At 64.6% G+C, this 23,761-nt stretch carries 29 protein-coding genes; 27 read left to right on the plus strand and 2 right to left on the minus strand.

The features are described from left to right. The first annotated feature begins 276 nt into the window (after positions 1–276). Genes rplC through ggt form a run of 12 tightly spaced genes read left to right on the plus strand, consistent with a single transcriptional unit; the run spans position 277 to position 7,234 of the window. Positions 277–963: a 50S ribosomal protein L3 gene (gene rplC / locus WCY17_RS12805; protein WP_372702581.1), complete on the plus strand. Its 687-nt coding sequence runs from the start codon at positions 277–279 to the stop codon at positions 961–963. Positions 964–968: 5 nt separating this feature from the next. Further along, a complete protein-coding gene (gene rplD, locus WCY17_RS12810; protein WP_372702582.1) occupies positions 969–1,592 on the plus strand; it encodes a 50S ribosomal protein L4 in 624 nt (207 codons plus the stop codon). After that, on the plus strand, positions 1,589–1,885 hold the full coding sequence (rplW, locus tag WCY17_RS12815; protein WP_372702583.1) for a 50S ribosomal protein L23: 297 nt from the start codon (positions 1,589–1,591) through the stop codon (positions 1,883–1,885). Before rplD ends, rplW begins: the two co-directional genes overlap by 4 nt. Continuing rightward, positions 1,886–2,713, plus strand: coding sequence for a 50S ribosomal protein L2 (gene rplB / locus WCY17_RS12820; protein WP_372702584.1), 828 nt, complete (start codon positions 1,886–1,888; stop codon positions 2,711–2,713). A gap of 12 nt (positions 2,714–2,725) precedes the next feature. Beyond that, positions 2,726–3,001: a 30S ribosomal protein S19 gene (gene rpsS, locus WCY17_RS12825; RefSeq protein ID WP_372686066.1), complete on the plus strand. Its 276-nt coding sequence runs from the start codon at positions 2,726–2,728 to the stop codon at positions 2,999–3,001. Positions 3,002–3,004: 3 nt separating this feature from the next. Then, a complete protein-coding gene (rplV, locus tag WCY17_RS12830; RefSeq protein ID WP_372702585.1) occupies positions 3,005–3,334 on the plus strand; it encodes a 50S ribosomal protein L22 in 330 nt (109 codons plus the stop codon). A gap of 9 nt (positions 3,335–3,343) precedes the next feature. Next, positions 3,344–4,120: a 30S ribosomal protein S3 gene (gene rpsC, locus WCY17_RS12835; RefSeq protein ID WP_372702586.1), complete on the plus strand. Its 777-nt coding sequence runs from the start codon at positions 3,344–3,346 to the stop codon at positions 4,118–4,120. Positions 4,121–4,122: 2 nt separating this feature from the next. Beyond that, the gene (rplP, locus tag WCY17_RS12840; protein ID WP_372702587.1) at positions 4,123–4,539 is read left to right on the plus strand and encodes a 50S ribosomal protein L16; all 417 of its coding nucleotides are present in this window, start codon (positions 4,123–4,125) and stop codon (positions 4,537–4,539) included. Positions 4,540–4,548: 9 nt separating this feature from the next. Further along, positions 4,549–4,740, plus strand: coding sequence for a 50S ribosomal protein L29 (rpmC, locus tag WCY17_RS12845; RefSeq protein ID WP_372702588.1), 192 nt, complete (start codon positions 4,549–4,551; stop codon positions 4,738–4,740). A 1-nt stretch (position 4,741) separates the two neighbouring features. Beyond that, positions 4,742–5,032 (plus strand): 30S ribosomal protein S17, encoded by a 291-nt coding sequence (gene rpsQ / locus WCY17_RS12850; RefSeq protein WP_372702589.1) that lies wholly within the window; start codon positions 4,742–4,744, stop codon positions 5,030–5,032. 11 nt (positions 5,033–5,043) lie between these two features. Continuing rightward, on the plus strand, positions 5,044–5,454 hold the full coding sequence (locus tag WCY17_RS12855; RefSeq protein ID WP_372702590.1) for a ribonucleotide reductase subunit alpha: 411 nt from the start codon (positions 5,044–5,046) through the stop codon (positions 5,452–5,454). A 13-nt stretch (positions 5,455–5,467) separates the two neighbouring features. Then, on the plus strand, positions 5,468–7,234 hold the full coding sequence (ggt, locus tag WCY17_RS12860; protein WP_372702591.1) for a gamma-glutamyltransferase: 1,767 nt from the start codon (positions 5,468–5,470) through the stop codon (positions 7,232–7,234). A 25-nt stretch (positions 7,235–7,259) separates the two neighbouring features. Here the strand turns inward: ggt and WCY17_RS12865 are convergent, their stop codons facing one another. Together WCY17_RS12865 and WCY17_RS12870 are read right to left on the minus strand one after the other, a co-directional pair. Further along, complete coding sequence (locus WCY17_RS12865) at positions 7,260–8,951, minus strand: AMP-binding protein (RefSeq protein WP_372702592.1); 1,692 nt, start codon at positions 8,949–8,951, stop codon at positions 7,260–7,262. A gap of 85 nt (positions 8,952–9,036) precedes the next feature. After that, the gene (locus WCY17_RS12870; RefSeq protein WP_372702593.1) at positions 9,037–10,401 is read right to left on the minus strand and encodes a PLP-dependent aminotransferase family protein; all 1,365 of its coding nucleotides are present in this window, start codon (positions 10,399–10,401) and stop codon (positions 9,037–9,039) included. A 200-nt stretch (positions 10,402–10,601) separates the two neighbouring features. Here WCY17_RS12870 and dctP point away from each other — a divergent pair, with 200 nt between their 5' ends. From dctP to rpsH, 15 genes are all read left to right on the plus strand, one after another. Then, positions 10,602–11,645 carry a TRAP transporter substrate-binding protein DctP gene (gene dctP, locus WCY17_RS12875; protein WP_372702594.1) on the plus strand — a complete coding sequence of 348 codons (1,044 nt, stop codon included), beginning with the start codon at positions 10,602–10,604 and terminating at the stop codon, positions 11,643–11,645. A gap of 95 nt (positions 11,646–11,740) precedes the next feature. Then, positions 11,741–12,253: a TRAP transporter small permease subunit gene (locus WCY17_RS12880; protein ID WP_372702595.1), complete on the plus strand. Its 513-nt coding sequence runs from the start codon at positions 11,741–11,743 to the stop codon at positions 12,251–12,253. After that, complete coding sequence (locus WCY17_RS12885) at positions 12,250–13,557, plus strand: TRAP transporter large permease subunit (RefSeq protein WP_372702596.1); 1,308 nt, start codon at positions 12,250–12,252, stop codon at positions 13,555–13,557. Before WCY17_RS12880 ends, WCY17_RS12885 begins: the two co-directional genes overlap by 4 nt. Positions 13,558–13,588: 31 nt before the next feature. After that, a complete protein-coding gene (locus tag WCY17_RS12890; protein WP_372702597.1) occupies positions 13,589–14,878 on the plus strand; it encodes a hydroxymethylglutaryl-CoA reductase, degradative in 1,290 nt (429 codons plus the stop codon). Between the two features lie 171 nt (positions 14,879–15,049). Beyond that, on the plus strand, positions 15,050–16,306 hold the full coding sequence (locus tag WCY17_RS12895; RefSeq protein WP_372702598.1) for an amidohydrolase: 1,257 nt from the start codon (positions 15,050–15,052) through the stop codon (positions 16,304–16,306). A 102-nt stretch (positions 16,307–16,408) separates the two neighbouring features. Then, a complete protein-coding gene (locus tag WCY17_RS12900; protein WP_372702599.1) occupies positions 16,409–17,959 on the plus strand; it encodes an ABC transporter substrate-binding protein in 1,551 nt (516 codons plus the stop codon). Between the two features lie 75 nt (positions 17,960–18,034). Continuing rightward, on the plus strand, positions 18,035–18,952 hold the full coding sequence (locus tag WCY17_RS12905; RefSeq protein ID WP_372702600.1) for an ABC transporter permease: 918 nt from the start codon (positions 18,035–18,037) through the stop codon (positions 18,950–18,952). A 25-nt stretch (positions 18,953–18,977) separates the two neighbouring features. Next, a complete protein-coding gene (locus WCY17_RS12910) occupies positions 18,978–19,871 on the plus strand; it encodes an ABC transporter permease (RefSeq protein ID WP_372702601.1) in 894 nt (297 codons plus the stop codon). Between the two features lie 3 nt (positions 19,872–19,874). Next, positions 19,875–20,897: an ABC transporter ATP-binding protein gene (locus tag WCY17_RS12915; protein WP_372702602.1), complete on the plus strand. Its 1,023-nt coding sequence runs from the start codon at positions 19,875–19,877 to the stop codon at positions 20,895–20,897. Next, the gene (locus WCY17_RS12920; protein ID WP_372702603.1) at positions 20,894–21,709 is read left to right on the plus strand and encodes an ATP-binding cassette domain-containing protein; all 816 of its coding nucleotides are present in this window, start codon (positions 20,894–20,896) and stop codon (positions 21,707–21,709) included. The genes WCY17_RS12915 and WCY17_RS12920 overlap by 4 nt, the downstream gene beginning before the upstream one ends. Before the next feature lie 312 nt (positions 21,710–22,021). Next, on the plus strand, positions 22,022–22,390 hold the full coding sequence (rplN, locus tag WCY17_RS12925) for a 50S ribosomal protein L14 (RefSeq protein WP_372702604.1): 369 nt from the start codon (positions 22,022–22,024) through the stop codon (positions 22,388–22,390). Between the two features lie 9 nt (positions 22,391–22,399). Next, on the plus strand, positions 22,400–22,720 hold the full coding sequence (gene rplX, locus WCY17_RS12930; protein WP_372702605.1) for a 50S ribosomal protein L24: 321 nt from the start codon (positions 22,400–22,402) through the stop codon (positions 22,718–22,720). A 14-nt stretch (positions 22,721–22,734) separates the two neighbouring features. Beyond that, on the plus strand, positions 22,735–23,274 hold the full coding sequence (gene rplE, locus WCY17_RS12935) for a 50S ribosomal protein L5 (RefSeq protein WP_372702606.1): 540 nt from the start codon (positions 22,735–22,737) through the stop codon (positions 23,272–23,274). Between the two features lie 9 nt (positions 23,275–23,283). Further along, entirely contained in the window at positions 23,284–23,589 is a 306-nt protein-coding gene (rpsN, locus tag WCY17_RS12940) for a 30S ribosomal protein S14 (protein WP_372702607.1), read from the plus strand. An 11-nt stretch (positions 23,590–23,600) separates the two neighbouring features. Beyond that, positions 23,601–23,761, plus strand: a 161-nt coding sequence (gene rpsH, locus WCY17_RS12945) for a 30S ribosomal protein S8 (protein ID WP_372702608.1), incomplete at its 3' end; no start/stop codon positions are given.

The following is a 23,761-nucleotide window of genomic DNA, read 5'->3' on the forward strand; positions in this document are numbered from 1 at the left end:
CGTTCTTCCTGCATATCGATCACCATGCCTCATGATCGACGACTTCTACCTTCCCCGCTTCAGACTCATCTCATGTTGGAAACACAAGACCCCGCTCAGACTCATGTCATGTTGGAAAAGACTCCCTCTTGCTAGAAGACGAATTGCGTAGTAACATATAGGGCTTTCGACAAGCCTTGCCTAATTTTGGGCCTTGTGTGCTTTGCGAAGAACAACAGCCCCGGCCAATCGTAGTCGGGATCCCTATCTGCGGGGAAACACCCCCAGGAGAAAACAATGTCGCAATCGACACCTGCACCCGCGGCGTATCGCCTCGGGCTCGTGGGGCGCAAGCTTGGCATGACGCGTGTCTTTACCGAGGATGGCGTATCCATTCCGGTCACTGTACTCGATGTCTCCAACAACCGCATCGCCCAGGTCAAGACGCCGGAAACCGATGGCTATGCTGCCGTGCAGCTGGCCCATGGCAGCCGTCGTGCCTCGCGCGTCAATCAGGCCCAGTCCGGCCATTATGCCAAGGCTGGCATAGAAGCCGGCAGCCAGCTCAAAGAGTTTCGCCTCGATCCGGCACAGATCGCCGAGTTCACTGCGGGCGCCGTCATCGCCGTCGATTCGGTCTTTCAGGCCGGCCAGCAGGTCGATGTCACCGGCACCAGCCTGGGCAAGGGCTTTGCCGGCACCATCAAGCGCCACAATTTCAGGGGCCAGCGCAACTCGCATGGCAACTCGCTCTCGCATCGGGTACCCGGTTCGATCGGCCAGGCCCAGGATCCCGGTCGGGTCTTCAAGGGCAAGAAAATGGCCGGTCACATGGGCGCCGAAACCTGCACCGTACAGAATCTCGACATCGTGCGGGTCGACACCGAACGCGGGCTGTTGCTGGTCAAGGGCGCAGTGCCCGGCCACAAGAACGGCGGCATCGTCGTGCGTCCCGCCGTCAAAGCAGCCGTGAAGGGGGCCTGAAGACCATGGAACTCAAGCTCTTGAATGAAAACGGGCAAGCCACCGCCACCGTACCGGTCGCCGATGCCATTTTCGGGCGCGACTTCAACGAGGCCCTGGTCCATCAGGTCGTGGTCGCTTTCCAGGCCAACGCCCGCCAGGGTGACCGGGCCCAGAAAAGCCGTGCAACCGTCAAGCACTCCACCAAGAAGCCCTGGCGCCAGAAAGGCACCGGCCGTGCGCGCGCCGGCATGACCTCCTCACCGCTCTGGCGGGGGGGTGGTCGGGCATTCCCGGCCAGCCCTGAAGAAAACTTCAGCCAGAAGGTCAACAAGAAGATGTACCGCGCGGGTCTGCGCGCCATCTTTTCCCAGCTGGTACGCGAAGACCGCATCGCCGTGCTCGAGAGCTTCGTCCTCGAAGCCCCCAAGACCAGGCTCGCGGCCAGCCGCCTGAAAGATCTGGGTGTGTCCGGGTCCGTGCTCATCATCACCGACGAGCTCGACGAGAACGTCTACCTGGCCACGCGCAATCTGCCTCATGTGGCCGTGATCGAAACGCACCAGGCCGACCCGCTGTCGCTGATCCACTTCAAGAAAGTGCTCATCACGCGGCCCGCCGTGGCTCAACTCGAGGAGTTGCTGGGATGAATGTCGAACGTCTGATGCAAGTCATCTTGGCGCCCGTGGTCACTGAAAAGTCCACCATGCTCGCCGAAAAGAACAATCAGGTGGCCTTCCGGGTCGTGGCCGACGCCACCAAACCCGAAATCAAGGCCGCGGTCGAACTGCTCTTCAAGGTCGAAGTCCAGTCCGTGCAGGTGGCCAACCGCCAGGGCAAGCAGAAGCGCTTTGGCCGCTTCATGGGCCGTCGTCGCAACGAGCGCAAGGCCTATGTCTGCCTCAAGTCCGGTCACGAAATCGACTTCTCGGAGGTCCACTGAATGCCGCTCGTCAAAGTCAAACCCACATCGGCCGGGCGCCGCGGCATGATCAAGGTCGTGCACCCCGAGCTGTACAAGGGGCCTGCATACGCGCCGCTGCTCGAAAGCCAGTCACGCCGCTCGGGCCGCAACCACAATGGCCACATCACCGTGCGCCATCGCGGGGGCGGGCACAAGCAGCATTACCGCATCATCGATTTCCGGCGCAACAAGGACGGTATCCCGGCGCGTGTCGAACGCATCGAGTACGACCCCAACCGCACCGCGCACATCGCGCTGCTGTGCTACGCCGATGGCGAGCGCCGCTACATCATCGCGCCGCGTGGCCTCGAAGTCGGTGCCACCGTGGTCTCGGGTCTCGAAGCCCCGATCCGCAGCGGCAACACGCTGCCCATCCGGGCGATTCCGGTGGGTGCCACCATCCATTGCATCGAAATGCAGCCTGGCAAGGGGGCCCAGATGGCGCGCTCGGCAGGTGCCGCGGCCGTGCTGCTGGCGCGTGAAGGCGTGTATGCCCAGGTTCGCCTGCGTTCGGGCGAGGTTCGCCGCGTGCATATCGACTGCCGCGCCACCATTGGTGAGGTCGGCAATCACGACCACAGCCTGCGCCAGATCGGCAAGGCCGGCGCCATGCGCTGGCGCGGTGTGCGTCCTACCGTGCGTGGCGTGGCCATGAACCCGGTCGATCACCCGCACGGCGGTGGCGAGGGCCGCACCGGCGAAGGCCGCGAGCCCGTCAGCCCGTGGGGTACGCCCACCAAGGGGTATCGCACGCGTCGAAACAAGCGCACGAGCAATATGATTGTCTCGCGCCGCAAGCGCAAATAAGGGGCGCACACTATGTCACGTTCGATCAAGAAAGGCCCGTTCGTCGATGCACATCTGATCAAGAAGGTCGATGCAGCCGTCGGGGGCAAGGAAAAGAAGCCGATCAAGACCTGGTCGCGCCGTTCAACCATTCTGCCCGAGTTCATCGGGCTGACCATCGCCGTGCACAACGGGCGCCAGCACGTGCCCGTGTATGTGAGCGAGAACATGGTCGGCCACAAGCTCGGCGAGTTTGCCCACACGCGCACCTTCAAGGGGCACGCGGCAGACAAGAAATCCAGGAGATAAGCCATGGAAACCACCGCCATCATACGCGGCGTCCATATTTCCGCCCAGAAAGCCCGCCTCGTGGCCGATCTGGTCCGCGGGAAGTCCGTGGCGCATGCACTCAACATCCTGACGTTCAGCCCCAAGAAAGCGGCGGGCATCATCAAGAAAGCGCTCGAGTCGGCCATCGCCAATGCCGAGCACAATGATGGCGCCGACATCGACGAGCTCAAGGTCACGACCATTCTCGTCGACAAGGCGCAGTCCATGAAACGGTTCTCGGCCCGTGCCAAGGGCCGCGGCAACCGCATCGAAAAGCAGACCTGCCACATCGTGGTCAAGGTCGGGGCCTAAGGAGTCACAATGGGACAGAAAATCCACCCGACCGGTTTCCGCCTGGCGGTCAACCGCAACTGGACCTCGCGCTGGTACGCCAACGACAAGAACTACGGCAGCATGCTGGCCGAAGACATTCGTGTTCGCGAGTACCTCAAGAAAAAACTGGGCTCGGCCTCAGTGGGCCGCGTGGTCATCGAGCGCCCGGCCAAGAACGCCCGCATCACCATCTACTCGGCCCGTCCGGGCGTGGTGATCGGTCGCCGCGGCGAGGATATCGAGCACCTCAAGGCTGACCTGCAGCGCCTCATGGGCGTGCCGGTGCACGTCAACATCGAGGAAATCCGCAAGCCCGAAACCGACGCCCAACTGGTCGCCGACTCGATTGCCCAGCAGCTCGAGAAACGCATCATGTTCCGCCGTGCCATGAAGCGCGCCATGCAGAACGCGATGCGCCTGGGGGCCCAGGGTATCAAGATCATGAGTTCGGGCCGCCTGAACGGGATCGAAATCGCCCGGACCGAATGGTATCGCGAAGGCCGCGTGCCCCTGCACACCCTGCGCGCCCATATCGACTACGGCACGGCCGAAGCGCGTACCACGTACGGCATCATCGGCATCAAGGTCTGGGTCTACAAGGGCGACATGCTGCCCAATGGCGACTTCCCGCCCGAGACGGCCGTGCCGCGCGATGAAGAACGCCGTGGTCGTCGTGCGCCACGCGGTGACCGTCCGGGCCGCCCCGGTGGTCGTGGTCGTGGCAGCCGGCGTGAAACCGCTGCTGCCCAGGCCGAAGGAGAATAATCATGTTGTCACCCGCTCGCAGGAAATACCGCAAAGAGCAGAAAGGCCGCAACACCGGTCTGGCCACCCGAGGCACCAACGTGTCCTTTGGCGAGTTCGGCCTCAAGGCCACCGACCGGGGTCGCCTGACGGCGCGCCAGATCGAGGCCGCCCGTCGTGCCATCAACCGTCACATCAAGCGGGGCGGCCGGATCTGGATCCGCATTTTCCCCGACAAGCCCATTTCGCAGAAGCCCGCCGAGGTTCGCATGGGCAAGGGCAAGGGCAGCCCGGAATTCTGGGTGGCCGAAATTCAACCGGGCAAGGTCCTGTACGAAATGGAAGGCGTGAGCGAAGAACTCGCCCGCGAAGCGTTCCGTCTGGCCGCTGCCAAATTGCCCATCGGCACGACCTTCGTGTCGCGCCGCGTCGGGGCCTGAGGAATCACCATGAAAGCCAGTGAACTTCGCACCAAGGACGGCACCGAGCTGCAGGCCGAGCTCGAAAGCCTTTTGAAGGCTCAATTCAACCTGCGCATGCAACGCGCCACCCAGCAGCTGACCAATACCAGCCAGCTGGGCAAGGTCCGTCGCGACATCGCTCGTGTGCGCACCATCATGACCGAAAACGCAGGGAAATGAAATGAGCGAAATCGAAACTGCAGCCGTTGAATCCACCCCCAGGCGTCAGCGCACCCTGACCGGCAAGGTGGTCAGCAACAAGATGGACAAGACCGTCGTGGTCAGCGTCCAGACCCGTGTCAAGCATCCCGTGCTCGGCAAGTTCGTCAATCGCTCGGCCCGCTACCAGGCGCACGACGAAAACAATCAGTACAACGAGGGCGACACGGTCGAGATCGCCGAAGGCCGGCCCCTGTCCCGTCGCAAGTCCTGGACGGTGGTGCGTCTGGTCGAGGCCGTTCGCGTCATCTGATCGGGGCCGGCATGGACATCGCCAGCTTCGATGACCTCCTGCAGGCGGCACGCCTGCAGGATCAGCCCCAGCGGCTGCTGTTCGTGTTTGCCGACAGCAGCGTGCCCGACGACGCAACACCCGCACAGAAAGAACGACACGCGCGCGGCGAAGGGGGCGAGCTCACCCCCATCCTGTGTGTCGACAAGACACCCGATCAAGTCTCCAGCTTCAGTGCCCTGGTCGACGAATCCACCCGTACGGGCAAAGGCTGGCACGTTGTTTTCGTGGCCGCCATGGCCGACCAGTCGGCTTTCCTGCCCGACAACAAAGACGTGGACCAGGCCTTCCAGCGCATGACGCAGATGATCAAGTACGGCACCATCGGGTCTTTGCTGGCCTTCGACCGCAACGGCGAGCCGCTGCAGTTCGGGGCGGCCTGACCCCCTGATTCCCATGCGCATCCACCAGACTGCCGGCCGAGCCCTCGTGGCCCTGCTGCTGTCGGCGGGCTGCGCGATCACCGCCCAGGCAGCGCCGGCTTCCGCGGCTGCCATCACCCAGGCGGCGGCCGCCGCCTACGATGATGGCTACGACATTTTTCATCCTGTCGTGGCCGAGCACGGCATGGTGGCCACCGAAGACGCCCTGGCCACCCACGTGGGGCTGGCGGTATTGCAGCAGGGCGGCAATGCCGTAGATGCGGCCATCGCCGTGGGTTTCGCGCTGGCCGTCGTGCAGCCCTGGGCTGGTAACCTGGGCGGTGGCGGGTTCATGATCGTGCACGAGGCCGCTACCGGGCGGAACCACGCCGTCGATTTCCGCGAGACCGCGCCCGCGCAGGCCAGTCCGCGTACCTTCGTGGACGAGCAAGGTCAGGTGATTGCCGGGCGCTCACTCTACAGCCCGGCCGCGGCAGGCGTACCCGGCACGGTGGCCGGCCTGGGCCTGGCCCACCGGCGCTGGGGCCGCCTGCCCTTGGCCCAGTTGGTGGCACCCGCCGTACGCCTGGCGGAAAACGGCATACCGGTGACCCCTGTGCTGGCCGACGCCTTGCGGCGCAACCGCGACGTGATGGGGCGCTGGCCGGCGACGCGCGCCGTTTTCTGGCACGCCGACCGCCCGTTGCGCGCTGGCGAGAGGCTGGTGCAGCGCGATCTGGCCCATAGCTTGCGCCGGATTGCAGCCCATGGGCCCGCCGCCTTCTACCAGGGGCCCATTGCACAGGCCATCGTGGCCGAAATGCAGCGCAGCGGCGGCCTCATCAGTGCGGCCGACCTGGCTGGCTACCGCGCGCTGGAGCGTACCCCCCTGGAAGGCACCTACCGCGGCAGGCGCATCGTGACCATGCCACCGCCCAGCTCGGGCGGCGTGCACCTGCTGCAGCTGCTCAACATGATCGAACCCTGGCCCGTGGCAGACTGGGGCGCCGGCAGTGCCCGGACGGTACATCATCTGGCCGAGGCGATGAAGCTCGCCTACGCCGATCGCGCCCGCTGGCTCGGGGATGCGGACTTTGTCGACGTGCCGGTGGCCGGCCTGGTGTCCAAGGCCTACGCACACGAGCGCGCGGCCAGCATAGACCCCGACCATGCCCGCCCCGTGCAGGATTGGCAGGCCGGCGACCCCTGGCCCCACGAGGGTGACCAGACCACGCACTATTCCATCGTCGATGCCGCCGGCAACGCCGTGGCGCTGACCTATACCCTGAATACGGGGTTTGGCAACGGCCAGGTCGTGCCCGGCACCGGCGTGCTGCTGAACAACGAAATGGATGACTTCGCCCTGCAGCCCGGCGTGCCCAATGTATACGGTCTGGTCGGGGCCGAAGCCAATGCCGTAGCCGCCGGCAAGCGGCCCCTGTCATCCATGACGCCCACCATCGTGCTGGACGCTGACGGCCGCGTCTGGCTGGTGACGGGCAGCCCTGGCGGCGCGCGCATCATCACGACGGTGTTCGAGGCGGTCGTGGACGCGGTGGACTTCGGCCTGAATCCGGCCGAAGCCGCTGCCCAGCCCCGTTTCCACCACCAGGGCCGGCCCGACGAACTGCGCGTCGAAAAAGGCTTCAGCCCGGACACGCTGGACATGCTGCGCGCACGGGGCCACAGGATTGTGATCAGGCCCACCATGGGCAAGACGCAAACCATCCAGCGCCATCAGGGCCGCTGGTACGGGGCCTCGGACCCACGCAACCCCGACGGGCTGACGCTGGGATATTGAGTGGCGGCCAAGCGGCGCACACTCATCAGCTCGTGCCCTCGGCCGCCTGCCGGCGCGCCTCGTCGCGCAGGTCCTTGCGCAGGATCTTGCCGACCGCGCTGCGTGGCAGATCGGCGCGAAACTCGACGTGGCGCGGCACCTTGTACCCTGTCAGGTGTTCACGGCACCAGGCGATCACCTGCGCCTCGGTGAGCGTCGGATCGCTGCGGATGATGAACAGCTTCACCGCTTCGCCCGCCACCCCGTGCGGCACGCCCACGGCCACGACTTCGTGCACCCCCGGCATGCCCATGACCACGGCCTCGATCTCGTTCGGGTACACATTGAAGCCGGACACCAGGATCATGTCTTTCTTGCGATCCAGCAGGAACACGTAGCCGCGCTCATCCATGCGGCCAATGTCGCCGGTCATCAGCCAGCCGTCGGCATCGAAGGTGTGCGCCGTCTCGTCGGGCCGCTGCCAGTAGCCCGCCATCACCTGCGGCCCCTTGACGCAGATTTCGCCCACTTCGCCCAGGGCCAGGCTCTGGTTGTTCTCGCGGATGGCCACATCGGTGGACGGCACGGGCAGGCCGATGGAGCCATTGAACGCCACTGAATCAAGCGGGTTGATGGTGACCGCGGGCGAGGTTTCCGTCAGCCCGTAGGCCTGCGCGATCGGCACCCCCGTGACCTCGAGCCAGCGCCGTGCGACGTCTTCCTGCACGGCCATGCCACCGCCCAGGCAGAGCGTCAGCGCAGAAAAATCCAGCTGGGCGAAGTCCGGCCGGGCCAGCAGCGCATTGAACAGCGTATTCACCCCCGTGAGCGCCGTGAAGCGCAGGCGGCGCATCTCGTGCACCAGCGTGTTCGTGTCGCGGGCATCGACCACGAGCAGATTGCCGGCCCCCAGCTTGAAGAACACCAGGCAGTTCGCCGTCAGTGCAAAGACGTGATAGAGCGGCAGGGCCGTTACCACGAGCTCGTTCTCGCCCTGGCAAAAGGGCCGCACCCAGGCATGCGCCTGATGCACATTGGCCACCAGATTGCCGTGTGTGAGCATGGCCCCCTTGGCCACGCCTGTGGTCCCGCCCGTATATTGCAGCGCGGCCAGGTCATCATGCCCCAGGGTGGGGGGTGCACACGGCCTGCGCCGGCCCTGGGCCAGCACGCGTGCCAGGCGCACGCTGCCCGGGATGCGCCAGGCGGGGACTTGCTTGCGCGCGTGGCGCAGCACCCAGTTGGCCAGGTGGCCGCGCCAGAAACCCAATAGATCGCCCACCGCCGTGACCACCACGCGCTGCACCGCCGAGTCGGGCAGGGCCTGCTGCAGTACATGGGCGAAGTTTTCGGCCACCACGACCGTGGTGGCGCCCGAGTCATTCAGCTGGTGCTGCAACTCGCCCACGGTGTAGAGCGGATTGGTGTTCACTACGACGGCGCCCGCCAGCCAGGTGCCGAACAGGCAGACCGGGTATTGCAGCAGATTGGGCATCATCAGCAGCACCCGGTCGCCCCGCTGCACCCCTTGCCCTTGCAGCCAGGCTGCGAAGGCGTGGGCGTGCCGGTGCAGGCCGGCGTAGGTGAGTGTGGCACCCAGGCTGTGGTAGGCGATGCGCCCGGCGTGGCGGGTGCAGCCCTCTTCGAACAGCGCCGCCAGCGACGGGCAGGCGCGGGCCTGTTCCGTGATGTCGGCCGGCACCCCGGGCGGATAATGAGACAGCCAGATGCGCTCCATGGAATGTCCTGAACGGCGGGCCGCGATGCCTGCGGCGGTATTCAAAGCTTACACCACCCTGCCCGCGCTGCAGCGCCCGGCGCCGTCAGGCGTGGCGCTGGCGCATGAACTGGCTGAATTTGGGATGCGCCACGTAGGCGATGTTCAAGCGCATCGCGGCGCGTGTGCTGCGTCGCTCGGGTGTGAACAGATAACCTGGCGCGATGAAGATATCGCGCTGCGCGGCTTCGTGCACCAGACGCTCTTCGGTATCGCCCGGGGGCAGGAAGGCCCATAGATAGAAACAGCCCTCAGGCTCACAGAAGATCTCCAGCCCCAGCCGGCTGGCGATCTCCATCGCCTGGTGGGTGGTCTGTGCCACGCGCGTGCGCAAGCGGCGCAGATGCTTGAGGTACTGCCCGGACGCGATGAATTCATGCAGCATGCGTTCGGCGAGGTCGCCCGAACAGGCGATCGTCAGCATTTTCAGATCGCACAGCGCCTCGGCCAATGCCGGACTGGCCGCCAGGTAGCCCACGCGCAGACCCGCCGACAGGGTCTTCGAGAAGGTGCCGACGTAGACGACCCGTTCGAGCTGGTCCAGGCTGGCCAGGCGCGGCGCATCGGGCGCCAGGATATCGGCGAACGGGTCATCCTCGACGATGAGGAAATCGTGCCGGGCCGCCGCCAGCAGGATGCGATGCCCCACCGGCAGGCTGAGCGAACTGCCCGTGGGATTGTGGGCCTGCGACTGGGTGAAGAAGATCTTCGGCCGGTGGCGCGCCGCCTTGGCGTTCAGGTCATCCACATCCGGGCCATTGGCCAGCCGGCGCACGCCCACGATCTGGATGCCGCCCAGGTGCAGCTTGGCAAACAGCGGATAGTAGCCCGGGCTGTCGACCAGCACCGTATCGCCCGGTTCGAGCAGCTGGCGGGCGATCAGGTCCAGTGCATGATTGGCGCCCAGGGTGGTGAGGATCTGCTCGGACGCGGCGCTGATCTGGCGGTCGGCCAGGGTCTGTGCAAGATGGTCGCGCAGCTTGTGAAAGCCCCACGGATTGCCATAGCCGTGCACTTCGTCGGCCTGCGCCGGGCCACTCGGGAAGCGCACGGGCCTGAAATCCGGGTTGCCCACCCAGCCATGCGGTGGCCGGCCTTCGCCCACGCGCACATCGTAATGGCGGATCAGCTGTTCGCGCAGCAAGGTGGCTGCATCGACGGCCTGCGCGACCGAAATCGCCTTGGGCAGCTGCTCATGGCGGCTGCGCCGGGGAACGTAATACCCCGACCCCGTGCGCGCCTCGAGCTGGCCCATGGCCACCAGGCGGTCATAGGCCTCGGCGACCGTGTTCTTGGACACCTGCAGTTCGCGGGCGGCCGCGCGGATGGACCAGACCTTGTCGCCCGGTGGCCAGGTGCCGGCCATGATGCCGGCGCGGATGCGTTGCATGACGGCTTCGATACGGGTCATGGTGGGTTTTCTGTCATGGGTCAGATAATGGGACAGTTATTCAACATTCATCAAACTGTCCCTTTTATTGTACCGGTGGAATTTTTATGATGTCACCACAGCCTGCTGCTTCGCGCAGGCCAGACAGGGGCCCGGGGCCCGGCATCCTGCCGGCAGTGCGGGCCCGCGAATCGCAGAATTCGACACTACAGGAGAAGACAATGCAGAAGATCAATCGGCGTGCCCTGCTCAAGACGCTGGGGGCGGCTTCGGTCGCCGGTGCCGGGCTGGCTGTGGCGGGCCCGGCCAGCGCCCAGGACAAGGTCAAGTGGCGCATGCAGGCCCTCTGGGACGGCGGGACCACGCCACAGAAATTCGAAGAGCTGTTCGTCAAGCGCGTGGCTGAACTGACCGATGGCAATTTCGAGATCGAGCTGTTTTCGGCGGGCCAGTTGGTGCCGCCCAGCCAGGCCTTCGATGCGGTACGTGGCGGGGCCTTCGAACTCATGAAGACCTTCGATGGCTACGAGGCCGGCAAGATTCCCGCGCTGGCCTTCACCAGCACGGTGCCCTTCGGTTTCACCGAGTCCGATCAGTACGAGGCCTGGTTCTACGAACTGGGTGGCCTCGACATGGCCCGCAAGGCCTATGCGCCGGCCGGCCTGTTCTATATCGCGCCCACCGTCTACGGGCCCGAGCCCATCCATTCCAGGGTGCCCATCCATTCCGTGGCCGACTTCAAGGACAAAAAAGGCCGCTTCGTGGGGCTGGCCTCGGCAGTCATGGGCAATCTGGGCGTTGCCGTCACCCCCCTGGCCACGGCCGACGTCTATTCGGCGCTCGACAAGGGCGTGATCGACATCGCCGATCGCGGCGACCTGACCGCCAACCTCGAGGCCGGCCTGGGCGAAGTGGCCAAGTACATCGTCATGCCCGGCCCCCACCAGCCCACCACGGCCACCAGCTACGTGGCCAACCAGAAGGCCTACGACGCATTGCCCGAGGCCTACAAGGCCGCCCTGGCGGCTGCGGCCCGCGAGGTCTCCATGGCCCTGCGCCAGCACATCCTGGTGTCCGACGGCAAGGCCATCGATGCCTTCAGGGATCAGGGGGTCGAAGTCGTGTCCCTCGACCCGGCCGACGTCGCCCAGGCGCGCAAGCAGGTGGTCGAGGTCTGGCGTGACGCCACCAAGGGCGAGCCCCTGGCCACCGAAATGATGGAAACCCAGGTCGAGTTCATGAAAAAGCTGGGTCTGCTCGACTGACCCTGGCGCGTCCCCTGTCCCCGACAGCACGCCAGCGCACCGATCCGCCCGCTGCGCTGGCGTGCCCGGCCTGACCTCCTGCGGTTGTTCCCACCATGCCCCGACCCATCCGCCTGTACGTGCAGGCCATCACCCGCCTGAACCTCTGGCTGTTCCGGCTGGCCGCCGCCCTGATGCTGCTCATCGTGCCCGCCATGATGGCCGAGGTGATCAGTCGCTACGTGTTCCACTCACCCACGGTCTGGGGCATGGAACTGGCCGTGCTGCTCTTTGGCCCCTACTTTCTGCTCGGTGGCCCTTATCTGCTGCATGTGGGCGGGCACGTCAACATGGATCTGATCCGCAGCCGCATGGCGCCGCGCACCGGTCGCCGGGTGGACATCTTCAACCAGCTCGTGATTCTCTTCTTCTGCGGCGTGATGCTCTACTACGCCACGCCGCTGGTCATCCAGTCCATCGAGTACCGCGAAACCACTTTTTCGGCCTGGAACCCGCCCCTGTGGCCCTACAAGATCGCCGTGCCGCTGGCCGTTCTGCTGCTGGGCCTGCAGAGTCTGGCCGAACTGGCGCGCATCTGTGCACGTCGGGATGACGGGAGCCAGGCATGAGTGCCAACGCCATCCTCGTTCTCATGTTCGGCGGTCTCACGCTGCTCATGCTCACCGGCCTGCCGATCGCGTTCGTCCTGGGTGGCCTGTCCCTGCTGCTCACGGTCACGCTCTGGAACCCGGATTCGGTCGTCATCCTGGTGTTGCAGATCTTCGATACGATGCGCTCCGAGCCGCTGCTGGCGGTGCCCCTGTACATCCTCATGGCGGCCATTCTGCAGCGCTCGGGCGTCATCGAAGACCTGTATCGCGTCATGGGCCTGTGGTTTGGCCGGCTGCGCGGCGGCCTGGCCGTCGGCACGGTGATCATCTGCGTCGTCATGGCAGCCATGACCGGGGTCGTGGGCGCTGCCGTGACCTCGATGGGTGTGCTGGCCATGCCCGAGATGTTGCGCCGCAAGTACGACGCCTCGCTGGTCGCCGGCACGATCTGCGCCGCAGGCACCCTGGGCGTGCTCATCCCGCCCTCGGTACTGACCATCGTCTATGCCGTCACGGCCCAGGTGTCCATCGGCAAGATGCTCATCGCCGGCGTGGTGCCCGGCCTGCTCCTGGCCAGCCTGTACATTCTCTACATCCTCTACGTGGCTTATTTTCGCCAGGGCAGGATACCGCCCGCCGAACAGCGCCCGGTCTCCATGCGGCTCAAACTGCTCAGCCTGCGCGCCGTGGTCATCCCGGCCATGCTCATCGTGCTGGTGCTGGGGGCCATCTTCATGGGCATCGCCACGCCCACCGAGGCCGCCGCCGTGGGCGTGGTGGGGGCCGTGCTGGCCAGCCTGGCGCGCCGCCGGTTCTCGTGGGCCGGCCTGGCCGAAGCCGGTATCCAGACCCTCAAGGTCACCTCCATGATCCTCTGGATCACCATCGGCGCCAAGGCCTACGTGGCCATTTTCACCGGCCTGGGCGGGGCCGACACGTTGATCGCCCTGATCCGCGACCTGGACGTGAACGCCTATCTGGTGCTGGCGGTGATGATGCTCATCCTCATCTTCCTGGGCACCTGCCTGGATGAGATCGGCATCATTCTGCTCACCGTGCCCGTATTCCTGCCCATCGTCAAACTGCTGGGTTTCGATGAAATCTGGTTTGGCGTGCTGTATGCCATTTCCATCCAGGTCGGCTACATCAGCCCGCCCTTTGGCTACTCGTTGTTCTACATCCGGGCCACCCTGCCCGAGGGCATGGGGATCGGTACCGTGTATCGCGGGGTCGTGCCATTCATGGGCCTGCAGGTGCTCGCCCTGCTGATCTGCGCCGCGCTGCCGGGCATGGTGACCTGGCTGCCCAGGATGATGGGATGATTTTTCACTGATTGAATGCAAGGGGTCTGTCATGTCAAGCAATTCATCAAGCAATTCATCGCGTATTTCGGGCTTTCACAAGCTCGGCGTGCCCGAACGGGTGCAGCGGGTGCTCGACTTCGCCGGCCTGCCGGCCGCCGGGCTCGCGCCGCTCTTTCATGGCACGGGCCACCTGCCGGTCGCGCTGGCCGATCAGCTGATCGAGAACGTCGTGGGCACCATGAACATCCCGCTGGGGGTGGCCACCAATCTGCTCATCGACGGCCAGGACTATCTCGTGCCCATGGCCACCGAAGAATCCTCGGTGGTCGCCGCGGTCTGCAACGCTGCGCGCCAGTGTCATGACACGGGGGGCTTCATCACCTCGATGTCGGCCACGCAGATGATTGCCCAGGTCCAGCTGGTCGAGGTGCCCGATCCCGCCAACGCCCGGCTCGCGATTCTCGAACACCTCGACGAGATCCGTGACGTGTGCAACGCCTGCGATCCGGTACTGGTCAGCCTGGGTGGTGGATTCCGCCACCTCGAGGTGCGCATCATCGATGCCGCCAGCGGGCCCATGGTGGTGACCCATCTCATCGTCGATACCCGCGATGCCATGGGTGCCAATGCCGTCAACTCGATGGCCGAGAAGATCGCGCCGCACATCGAATCCTGGACCGGCGGCCGGGTGCGTCTGCGCATTCTCTCGAACCTGGCCGATCGGCGTCTGGCGCGCGCGCGCTGCATCTGGCATGTGGACGCCATCGGTGGCGCCGACGTGCGCGACGGCATCATCCAGGCCTATGAGTTCGCGCAGATGGACCCCTATCGGGCCACCACGCACAACAAAGGCATCATGAACGGGGTCACTGCAGTGGTCCTGGCCACCGGCAATGACACGCGTGCCATCGAGGCCGGCGCCCATGCCTATGCGGCGCGGCGCGGCTGGTACAGCAGCCTGACGCACTGGGAAGTCACCCGCGACGGCCATCTGGCCGGCTCCATCGAGATCCCCATGGCGGTCGGCCTGGTCGGTGGCGCCACCCGTCTGCACCCCATGGCGGGTGCCTGCCTGAAGATCATGCGCATCGAGTCGGCCGAACAGCTCGCACGGGTCATCGCCGCCGTGGGGCTTGCGCAGAACTTCGCTGCACTGAAGGTGCTGGCCACCGAAGGCGTCCAGAAGGGGCACATGTCGCTGCATTCGCAGAACATTGCCCTCATGGCCGGCGCCCAGGGCGACGAAATCGCCCTTGTTGCGCGGCGTCTGGTCGAGCTGGGCACGGTGCGCATCGACGTGGCCGAGCAGGAACTCGAGGCCTTGCGCGGCGGCGCCTGAGTGCGCCTGCCACACCCCACTGCGAACCCGGAAATACTTGCGCTGCGGCATGAATCACGCAACAATGAACACAAAGGGTCACGAATGAACGCATAAAGTCACGATCGTTCAACAGGTCGCGCATTCCGGAAAACAATGCCTGCACACGCCGCAGGCCCACTGGAGACAAATGTGCTTGACAACGCCATACTGGGCTCGATCCGGGCGGCAGCCAATGACATGGAAGCCGCCTATCGGGCGTTCCATCAAATGCCCGAACTCTCCATGCAGGAAACCCGGACATCCGCCGCCATCGTCCAGCGGCTCGAAGGCATGGGCCTGTCGCCGCAGCGCTTCGGGGGTACCGGGGTCGTGGCCGTGATCGAGAACGGTACGGGTCCGGTCGTTGCCTATCGGGCCGACATCGATGCCCTGCCGATCAAGGAAGCAACCGGCCTTGACTACGCCTCCAGTGCCCGGGGGATTCTGCCCGATGGCTCCGAAACACACGTCATGCATGGTTGCGGCCATGACATGCATATTACGGTCGGCCTGTACCTGGCTCATGTGCTGGTGCACAACCGGGCGTCGTGGGCGGGCACGGTCATCATGATCTTCCAGCCAGGCGAAGAAACGGGCCAGGGCGCCCAGGCCATGCTGGAAGACGGCCTCTGGGCCACGGTCACCCGGCCCGAGGCCATTTACGCCCAGCACGACTGGCCGGGGCCGGTCGGGCATCTGTTCATCAAGCCCGGCACGGCCATGGCCATGTCCGACAGCCTGAAAGTGACTGTCCACGGCCGCCAGGCCCATGGTGCACAGCCCGAAGACGGCATCGACCCCATCGTCCTTGGGGCCTACATGATCGTACGCCTGCAAAGCGTCGTCTCGCGCGAGATCGCCGGCACCGACATGGCCGTGATCACCATTGGCACATTCCATGGCGGGCTGAAAGAAAACATCATCCCCGACCGCGCAGAATTCAAGGTCAACATTCGCAGCTTCGATGAAGGCGTGCGCGAGAAGGTGCTGGCCGCAGTCAGGCGCATCATCCTGGCCGAGGCGGTGGCATCCGGCGCCCCCGAACCCGACATCGAATCGATGTACTCATTTCCACGCTGCCATAACGATCCCCAACTGGCCGAAAACCTCATCGCCAGGCTGGGCAGCGAGTTTGGCCCCGACAAGGTGCATCTCGACAAGGCGCACACGGGCAGCGAAGATTTCGGCCGTTTTGGCGATCAGATCGGGGTGCCCTACGTGTACTGGCACTTTGGCGTGTATTCCCCTGGCAAGTTCACGCAGGCAGATCAGCCGGCGGGGATTCATTCGCCTTTTTTTGCCTCTGACGACGTGCCGGCCACCTTGCATACAGGGGTCAGGGCCGCCCTGACCGCGGTCCTGGGCCATGTGGGCAAGCCATCACAGGCCATGGGCAAGCCATCATAGGCCATGGGCAAACATCATAGGTCGTGAGAAGACCGCGCGCGTCATGAAAAAACCGCGCTGGCCGTGAGCAAACATCGCAGGTCGTGAGCAAAAGGAGAAGACATGAAGCACAAATACCTGGCAGGGATCCTGCTGGCGGGGTTCTCGGGGCTCGTCATCCAGGCACCGGCCCTGGCCAACAAAGACAACGATACGGTGATCTGGGCCACCGCATCGCAGATGGACACCACCGACATTTTCTACAACAGCCTGCAGGAAGCCGTGACCACGGCCCTGAACATGTGTGATTCCCTCATGCATGTCGACCCGGATACCAAGGAATACAAGCCCCTGCTGGCCGAAAGCGTCGAGCAGGTCGACCCGCGTACGCTCGACTTCACCCTGCGCCAGGGCGTGCAGTTCTGGAACGGCAAGGAGCTCGACGCCGAAGACGTGGCCTACACCCTGAACCACGTCCGGCAGCCCGACAGCGGCGTGTCCACGCGCATCACGGTGAACTGGATCGAAGACGTCGTGCCCATCGACAAATACAAGGTGCGGATCAAGGCAAAAGAGCCCACGCCCGCGGCCTTCGCCTATCTGTCCGACCTGACGCCGATCTATCCCAAGGGCCATTATGACAATGCCCCGGCCCTGAACACGGGCAGCAACGATGGCAAGAAAGACTACGGCGCGGTCCTGCCCATGTGTACCGGGCCCTTCATGCTCAAGGAATTCCAGCCCGGCAGCTCGTTCACGTTGGTGAAGAACCCGAACTATTTCCAGGGTGGGCCCAAGGGGCAGCCGCAGATCGGCACGCTGATCTTCCAGACGATTCCGGATACCGACAGCCAGATGGCCTCGCTCATCACGCATGATATCGACTGGATGTGGTCCGTCCTGCCCGAAAACATCGATCAGCTGCGCCAGGTGCCCAATGTCACGGTCACCCCGGCACCCACGATGCGCATGTCGTTCCTGTCGCTGGATGCGGCAGGCCTCACCGGCGACACGCCCCTGAAAGACCGCCGGGTGCGGCAGGCGATTGCCCACGCCATCGATCGGCAGGCCATCGCCAGAGACCTGGTCGGCCCCGGTGCCGAAGTCCTCAAGTCCATCTGCAGCCCGTCGCAGTTTGGCTGCACCGAAGACGTGCTGCAATATGAGTATGACCCCGACAAGGCGCGGGCATTGCTGGCCGAGGCCGGCTACCCTGACGGCTTCAAGATGCGCTTCTATGGCTATCGCGATCGCCCCTACAGCGAGGCGGTTGCCAACTACCTGCGCGCCGTGGGCATCGACACCGACTTGCAGTTCCTGCAGTTCAATGCCCTGCTGCCCAAGGTCCGCAACCGCGAGATCCCGCTGGCACAGCTCACCTGGGCGTCCTACAGCCTCCCCGATGCGTCCATCTCGACGGGCAACTACTTCGAGTTCAGTGGCGACGATCTGTCCCGCGACGAGCAGGTCCGCGATTGGCTCGTCAAGGCCGACCACACGCTGGACCCTGCCGAACGCGAGGCGCTGTACAAGAAGGCGCTCTCCAGGATCGCCGATGAGGCCTACTTCATTCCGGTCGTCAAGTATGGGCGCGTCTACGCAACCGATGCCGATCTGGATCTGGCCATCACCGGTGATGAACTGGGCCATTTCTATCGGGCCCGCTGGAAATAGCCCGATGTTCGCAGACACGGGCCTGTGCCTGTGCCCGGGCCCGTGTCTGCAGGGCCACCACAAGACGCGCGAGTCATGCTGGGTTTGATCCTCAAGCGCCTGACAGTTGCCGCACTGGTCGTGGTCGTTGTGTCTGTCATTGCGTTTTCCCTGGTTTACCTTTCAGGCGATCCTGCGTCGGCGATCGCCGGTGAAGGGGCATCCCAGGCGGATGTCGAAGCCATACGGGTCCAGTATGGTTTCGATCGGCCCCTGTACGAGCAATACCTCGGCTGGGCGTACAACGCGCTGCACGGCGATTTCGGTCGCTCTTACTTTCTGCGCACACCGGTCGCCGATGTCATCGCCGGGCATTTCCCGATCACGATCATTCTCGGGCTCTGTTCCATTGCGTTTGCGCTGCTGCTGTCGATTCCCATGGGGGTGCTGGCCGCCCTGCGGCCCAACACGCCGATCGACCGGCTGGCCCTGGCCATTGCCGTGGCCGGCCAGGCGGTGCCGTCCTTCCTCTTTGGCCTGGGCCTGATTTATGTCTTTGGGGTGAAACTGGGCTGGCTGCCCTTCTCGGGCACGGCCACCTGGGTTCATTACATACTGCCGTCCATCGCCCTGGGGTATTACGCGACCCCGGTGATCATGCGGCTGACCCGCTCGGGCATGCTCGATGCCCTGCAGTCCGATCACGTGCGCACGGCCCGGGCCTATGGCCTGGCGCCCTGGCGCGTCATCATCAAGCATGCCCTGCGTCATGCGATGCTGCCGGTGCTGGCGGTCAGTGCCGTTCAACTGGGCTTCATGCTGGGCGGCTCGATCATCATCGAAACCGTTTTTTCCATGCACGGTCTGGGCTATCTGGCGTGGATTTCCATCCAGCGCTCCGACCTGCAGGTCATTCAGGCCATTCTGCTCATCATTGCCGTCATTTATGCTCTGCTGACGCTGCTGGCCGACCTGCTCAACATATTTCTCGATCCGCGCCTGCGCAAGCAATAGCGTGAAGGATGCCGCCGTGCCTGCCGTGACCGAAACGCAAGACCCCGCAGTGCATCTGTCACGCTCTCCACGGCAGCTGGCCTGGCACCGGCTGGCCCGCAATACCAGCTTCTGGCTGGGCGGTGCCATCCTGCTGCTCATCGTGCTGGCGGCCATCTTCGCACCGTGGCTGACCCCCCATGATCCGGGCCTGCAGGATCTCGGCCAGCGCTATGTCCCGCCCGTGTGGGATGCCGCGGGCAGCTGGCTGCATCCCCTGGGCACCGACAAACTCGGGCGCGATTATCTGGCGCGGCTGCTGTATGGGGCGCGCATCTCTCTGGTCATCGGGTTTTCGGCCATCGTGATTTCGGGCGTCATAGGCACCTGCCTGGGGGTGGCGGGGGGCTACTGGGGCGGCAAGGTCGACCTGTTCGTCAATTTCATTCTGTCCATCCGGCTGACGCTGCCGGTGGTTCTGGTGGCGCTCGTGCTGGTCGCCGTGATCGGCAATTCCCTCACCCTGCTGATCGCGGTCATCGGGGGCCTGCTCTGGGACCGCTTTGTCGTCGTGGCGCGCAGTGCCACGCAGCAGCTGGCGCAGCTCGAATTCGTCACCGCGTCGCGCTGCATCGGCAGCTCGCGCGCCCGGATCCTGTTCAGGGAGATCCTGCCCAACCTGACCGGGCAGCTGACCGTGGTCGCGTCCATCGAACTGGCCAACGCCGTACTGGTCGAAGCATCCCTGTCGTTTCTGGGGCTGGGGGTGCAACCGCCCCTCAGCTCCTGGGGGCTCATGGTGGCCGATGCCAAAAGCCAGATCTTTTTCATGCCCTGGCTGATTGCCATTCCGGGCGTGGCCCTGGTGGCTCTCATTTTTGCCATCAATATGCTGGGCGACGCCATCCGCGACGTCGCCACGCCCGAGGGGAGGGCCTGAACCATGCCACATCTGCTCGAGGTCCAGGGCCTGCACGTCGACATCGACACCGACCAGGGCACCCTGAAGCCCATCGTGGGTATCGATCTGGTCCTCGATCGCGGCGAGACACTCGCCATCGTGGGCGAGTCCGGGTGTGGCAAAAGCCTCACGGCGCATGCCATTCTGGGCCTGCTGCCCCGGCGTGCGCGCCTGCGCGCCGAACGGTTGAGCTATGCCGGGCGCTCGCTGCTTGGCCTGAAGCAACGCGCAATGAACAACATACGCGGCGACCGGATCTGCATGATCTTCCAGGACCCGATGACCGCGCTGGACCCCTGTTACACGGTGGGTGCGCAGATGGTCGAAGTGCTGCGCCAGCACGCCACCATCTCGGCGGCTGCCGCCCGGGCCCGGGCACTTGAACTGCTCGATCTGGTGCAGGTTGCACCGGCCCGCGAGCGCTTCGGGCAGTATCCTCATGAACTGTCCGGCGGCCTTCGGCAGCGTGTCATGATTGCCATGTCATTGCTCTGCGAACCCGACCTCCTGATTGCCGACGAGCCCACCACGGCCCTGGATGTCACCGTCCAGGCGCAAATCCTGCAGTTGCTGATGGATATCCAGCACGAAACCGGGATCGGGATGATCCTCATCACCCATGATCTCGGCGTGGTGGCCCGTGTTGCCCATCGAACCGCGGTGATGTATTGCGGCCAGATCGTCGAGCATGGCCCGACGCGGGACCTGCTGGACCATCCCCTGCATCCCTACACGGAAGGCCTGCTGCGCTCCATTCCGATACCGGGGCGTGTTCCGCGCAGGGCCAAGCTCGGCTATATCCCGGGCATCGTGCCGGCCCCACTGGGTGTGCATGGGCAATGCACGTTTGCGCCCCGCTGCCCCTACGCCACCGAGCCCTGCTGGACGCAGGCCATTGCGCTGCGTGCCGCAGGGCCCGCGCGCGACGTGCGCTGCATACTGCCGCTCGATGGCAGTGCCCTGTCGCCCGAGATCTGGAATCGCGCCCTGGAGGAAGAAACATGAATGGCTCGCCCGCGCCTGCCGTCGCATCGGGTGCCGAGCCCATGCTGGCCGTGGATGGCGCAAGCTGCGACTTCACCACCGGCGGCCTGTGGTCGCCGCGCAGGACCGTGCACGCCGTGCGCGACGTCAGCCTGACGGTCAACACTGGCGAAGTGCTGGGCATCGTGGGTGAATCGGGCTGTGGCAAGACGACCCTGTCGCGGATGATGCTGGGCATCATTGCACCCACCCGGGGCCGCATCACGCTTGCGGGCCGTTCGATCCATGACTACAGGCGCCTCGAGCGGGCGCGCCTGATACAGCCCATCTTCCAGGATCCGTATTCTTCGCTCAATCCGCGCATGACCATAGGCGAAATCATTACGGCGCCGCTGGCCATACAAGGCATGGGCACGGCCGCCACCCGACGCGATGAAGCGCTCGGTCTGATGCGCGCGGTGGGCCTGGCTGCGCACCTGTACCACGCCTATCCGGGGCAGATGTCGGGCGGGCAGCGGCAACGCATTGCCATCGCCAGGGCGCTGGCGATCCGTCCGCAGATCCTGGTGTGCGACGAACCGACTTCGGCGCTCGATGTTTCGGTGCAGGCCCAGGTGCTCAATCTGATTGCCGACCTCAAGCGCGAACTGAACCTCACCATCATCCTGATCAGCCACAACCTTGCCGTGGTGAACCACCTTTCGCACCGGGTGGTGGTGATGTACCGCGGCCAGGTGGTCGAACATGGCAGCGCCGAAGAGATTTTCCTGCATCCGCGCGAACCCTATACCCAGGCCTTGCTGGCCGCCGTGCCCACGCTCGAACCTGTCTGAACGCCGCACGGTCCGAACGAGCGGCTGCCCGGGCGCTGCGCTGCCTGAACGCTGCACAGCTTGAAGGATCCGCGGTCTGCGCAATCCACGGCCCGCACACGGTCTGCACAACCCACTTGCCATGACGCCAGCAATCTGCTTATAATCAGTGTCTTGCCGATTTTTCTGGCAGAACCGCAGCAATCGAATTCAACCCAAGGCAGCGCCTGCCACCGCGCAGGCACTGCCCGACGGGACCAAAACTGTGGGTGTTGCAAGTGCCGTGCCACCGTGCACGGGCTGCATCGTCCTCAAGTTGGAACAGGAAAAATCATGATTCAAATGCAGACCACGCTCAACGTGGCCGACAACACCGGTGCACGCTCCGTGATGTGCATCAAGGTGCTGGGCGGCTCCCGGCGCCGTTATGCCGCCATTGGCGACATCATCAAGGTGACCGTCAAAGAGGCAGCGCCGCGCGGCCGCGTCAAGAAGGGCGAAATCTACAACGCCGTGGTGGTGCGCACCGCCAAGGGCGTGCGCCGCAAGGATGGTTCGCTCATCCGCTTTGGCGGCAACGCAGCCGTCCTGCTCAATGCCAAGCTCGAGCCCATAGGCACCCGCATCTTCGGTCCGGTCACGCGCGAACTGCGTACCGAGAAATTCATGAAGATCGTGTCGCTTGCGCCCGAAGTCCTCTAGGAGCCGATCATGCACAACATTCGCAAGGGCGACGAAGTCATCGTACTGTCCGGCCGCGATCGCAGCCGCCGGGGCACGGTGCTGCGCCGGATCGACGCCGATCACGTCCTCGTCGAGGGCATCAACATGGTCAAGAAGCATGCGCGCGGCAACCCCATGACGGGCGAGCCCGGCGGCATCATCGACAAGACCATGCCCATCCACATCTCCAACGTGGCCCTGTACAACCCCGCAACCGGCAAGGGTGACCGCGTCGGCGTCAAAGTGGTCGACGGGGTCAAGGTCCGCATCTTCCGCTCCAACGGTGCCGTCGTCGGCGCCAAGGCATAAGGGGCAGTTCAAAAATGGCACGTTTGCAAGATTTCTACCGTGACACCGTAATGGGCGACCTGCAGGCCAAGTTCGGCTACAAGTCGCTCATGCAGGTGCCGCGCATCACCAAGATCACGCTCAACATGGGCGTTTCCGAAGCCGTGGCCGACAAGAAGGTCATCGAGCACGCCGCGGGCGACCTGGCCCGCATCGCAGGCCAGAAGCCCGTCATCACCAAGACGCGCAAGGCCATTGCCGGCTTCAAGATCCGCGAAGACTATCCCATCGGCTGCATGGTCACCCTGCGTGGCCAGCGCATGTACGAATTCCTCGATCGCCTGATCGCCGTGGCCCTGCCGCGCGTGCGCGACTTCCGGGGGGTCTCGGGCCGCGCGTTCGATGGCCGCGGCAACTACAACCTCGGGGTCAAAGAGCAGCTGATCTTCCCCGAGATCGAATACGACAAGATCGACGCCGTGCGTGGGCTGAACATCAGCATCACCACCACCGCCGAGACCGACGAGGAAGCCAAGGCGCTGCTCAGCGCATTCCGCTTCCCCTTCCGCAATTAAGGGGCTGACGTGGCAAAACTCTCACTCATCAACCGTGACATCAAGCGCGCCCGTCTGGCCCAGAAATTCGCAGCCCGGCGCGCGGCCCTCAAGGCCATCATCAACGATCAATCCAAGTCCGACGAAGAGCGCTACCAGGCCCGTCTGGCCCTGCAGCAGCTGCCGCGCAACGCCAATCCCACGCGCCAGCGCAATCGCTGCGTGGTCACCGGGCGCGCCCGCGGGGTGTTCAGCAAGTTCGGGCTGACCCGTCACAAGCTGCGCGAAATGGCCATGCGCGGCGAAGTGCCCGGCATGACCAAGGCCAGCTGGTAGGAGAACCACACATGAGCATGAGCGATCCCATCGCCGATATGCTGACCCGCCTGCGCAATGCGCAAATGGTCAACAAGACATCGGTCTCCATGCCCTCCTCCAAGCTCAAGGCCGCCATCGCCGCGGTCCTGAAAGACGAGGGCTACATCGAAGATTTCACCATCGGCGGCAC

The sequence above is a fragment of the Castellaniella sp. genome, assembly GCF_041677825.1.
Classification (GTDB): Bacteria; Pseudomonadota; Gammaproteobacteria; order Burkholderiales; family Burkholderiaceae_B; genus Castellaniella.

Coding starts and splice junctions, on each gene's coding strand:
- rplC (WP_372702581.1), top strand. CDS start 277: ATGTCGCAATCGACACCTGCACCCGCGGCGTATCGCCTCGGGCTCGTG.
- rplD (WP_372702582.1), top strand. CDS start 969: ATGGAACTCAAGCTCTTGAATGAAAACGGGCAAGCCACCGCCACCGTA.
- rplW (WP_372702583.1), top strand. CDS start 1,589: ATGAATGTCGAACGTCTGATGCAAGTCATCTTGGCGCCCGTGGTCACT.
- rplB (WP_372702584.1), top strand. CDS start 1,886: ATGCCGCTCGTCAAAGTCAAACCCACATCGGCCGGGCGCCGCGGCATG.
- rpsS (WP_372686066.1), top strand. CDS start 2,726: ATGTCACGTTCGATCAAGAAAGGCCCGTTCGTCGATGCACATCTGATC.
- rplV (WP_372702585.1), top strand. CDS start 3,005: ATGGAAACCACCGCCATCATACGCGGCGTCCATATTTCCGCCCAGAAA.
- rpsC (WP_372702586.1), top strand. CDS start 3,344: ATGGGACAGAAAATCCACCCGACCGGTTTCCGCCTGGCGGTCAACCGC.
- rplP (WP_372702587.1), top strand. CDS start 4,123: ATGTTGTCACCCGCTCGCAGGAAATACCGCAAAGAGCAGAAAGGCCGC.
- rpmC (WP_372702588.1), top strand. CDS start 4,549: ATGAAAGCCAGTGAACTTCGCACCAAGGACGGCACCGAGCTGCAGGCC.
- rpsQ (WP_372702589.1), top strand. CDS start 4,742: ATGAGCGAAATCGAAACTGCAGCCGTTGAATCCACCCCCAGGCGTCAG.
- WCY17_RS12855 (WP_372702590.1), top strand. CDS start 5,044: ATGGACATCGCCAGCTTCGATGACCTCCTGCAGGCGGCACGCCTGCAG.
- ggt (WP_372702591.1), top strand. CDS start 5,468: ATGCGCATCCACCAGACTGCCGGCCGAGCCCTCGTGGCCCTGCTGCTG.
- WCY17_RS12865 (WP_372702592.1), bottom strand. CDS start 8,951: ATGGAGCGCATCTGGCTGTCTCATTATCCGCCCGGGGTGCCGGCCGAC.
- WCY17_RS12870 (WP_372702593.1), bottom strand. CDS start 10,401: ATGACCCGTATCGAAGCCGTCATGCAACGCATCCGCGCCGGCATCATG.
- dctP (WP_372702594.1), top strand. CDS start 10,602: ATGCAGAAGATCAATCGGCGTGCCCTGCTCAAGACGCTGGGGGCGGCT.
- WCY17_RS12880 (WP_372702595.1), top strand. CDS start 11,741: ATGCCCCGACCCATCCGCCTGTACGTGCAGGCCATCACCCGCCTGAAC.
- WCY17_RS12885 (WP_372702596.1), top strand. CDS start 12,250: ATGAGTGCCAACGCCATCCTCGTTCTCATGTTCGGCGGTCTCACGCTG.
- WCY17_RS12890 (WP_372702597.1), top strand. CDS start 13,589: ATGTCAAGCAATTCATCAAGCAATTCATCGCGTATTTCGGGCTTTCAC.
- WCY17_RS12900 (WP_372702599.1), top strand. CDS start 16,409: ATGAAGCACAAATACCTGGCAGGGATCCTGCTGGCGGGGTTCTCGGGG.
- WCY17_RS12905 (WP_372702600.1), top strand. CDS start 18,035: ATGCTGGGTTTGATCCTCAAGCGCCTGACAGTTGCCGCACTGGTCGTG.
- WCY17_RS12915 (WP_372702602.1), top strand. CDS start 19,875: ATGCCACATCTGCTCGAGGTCCAGGGCCTGCACGTCGACATCGACACC.
- WCY17_RS12920 (WP_372702603.1), top strand. CDS start 20,894: ATGAATGGCTCGCCCGCGCCTGCCGTCGCATCGGGTGCCGAGCCCATG.
- rplN (WP_372702604.1), top strand. CDS start 22,022: ATGATTCAAATGCAGACCACGCTCAACGTGGCCGACAACACCGGTGCA.
- rplX (WP_372702605.1), top strand. CDS start 22,400: ATGCACAACATTCGCAAGGGCGACGAAGTCATCGTACTGTCCGGCCGC.
- rplE (WP_372702606.1), top strand. CDS start 22,735: ATGGCACGTTTGCAAGATTTCTACCGTGACACCGTAATGGGCGACCTG.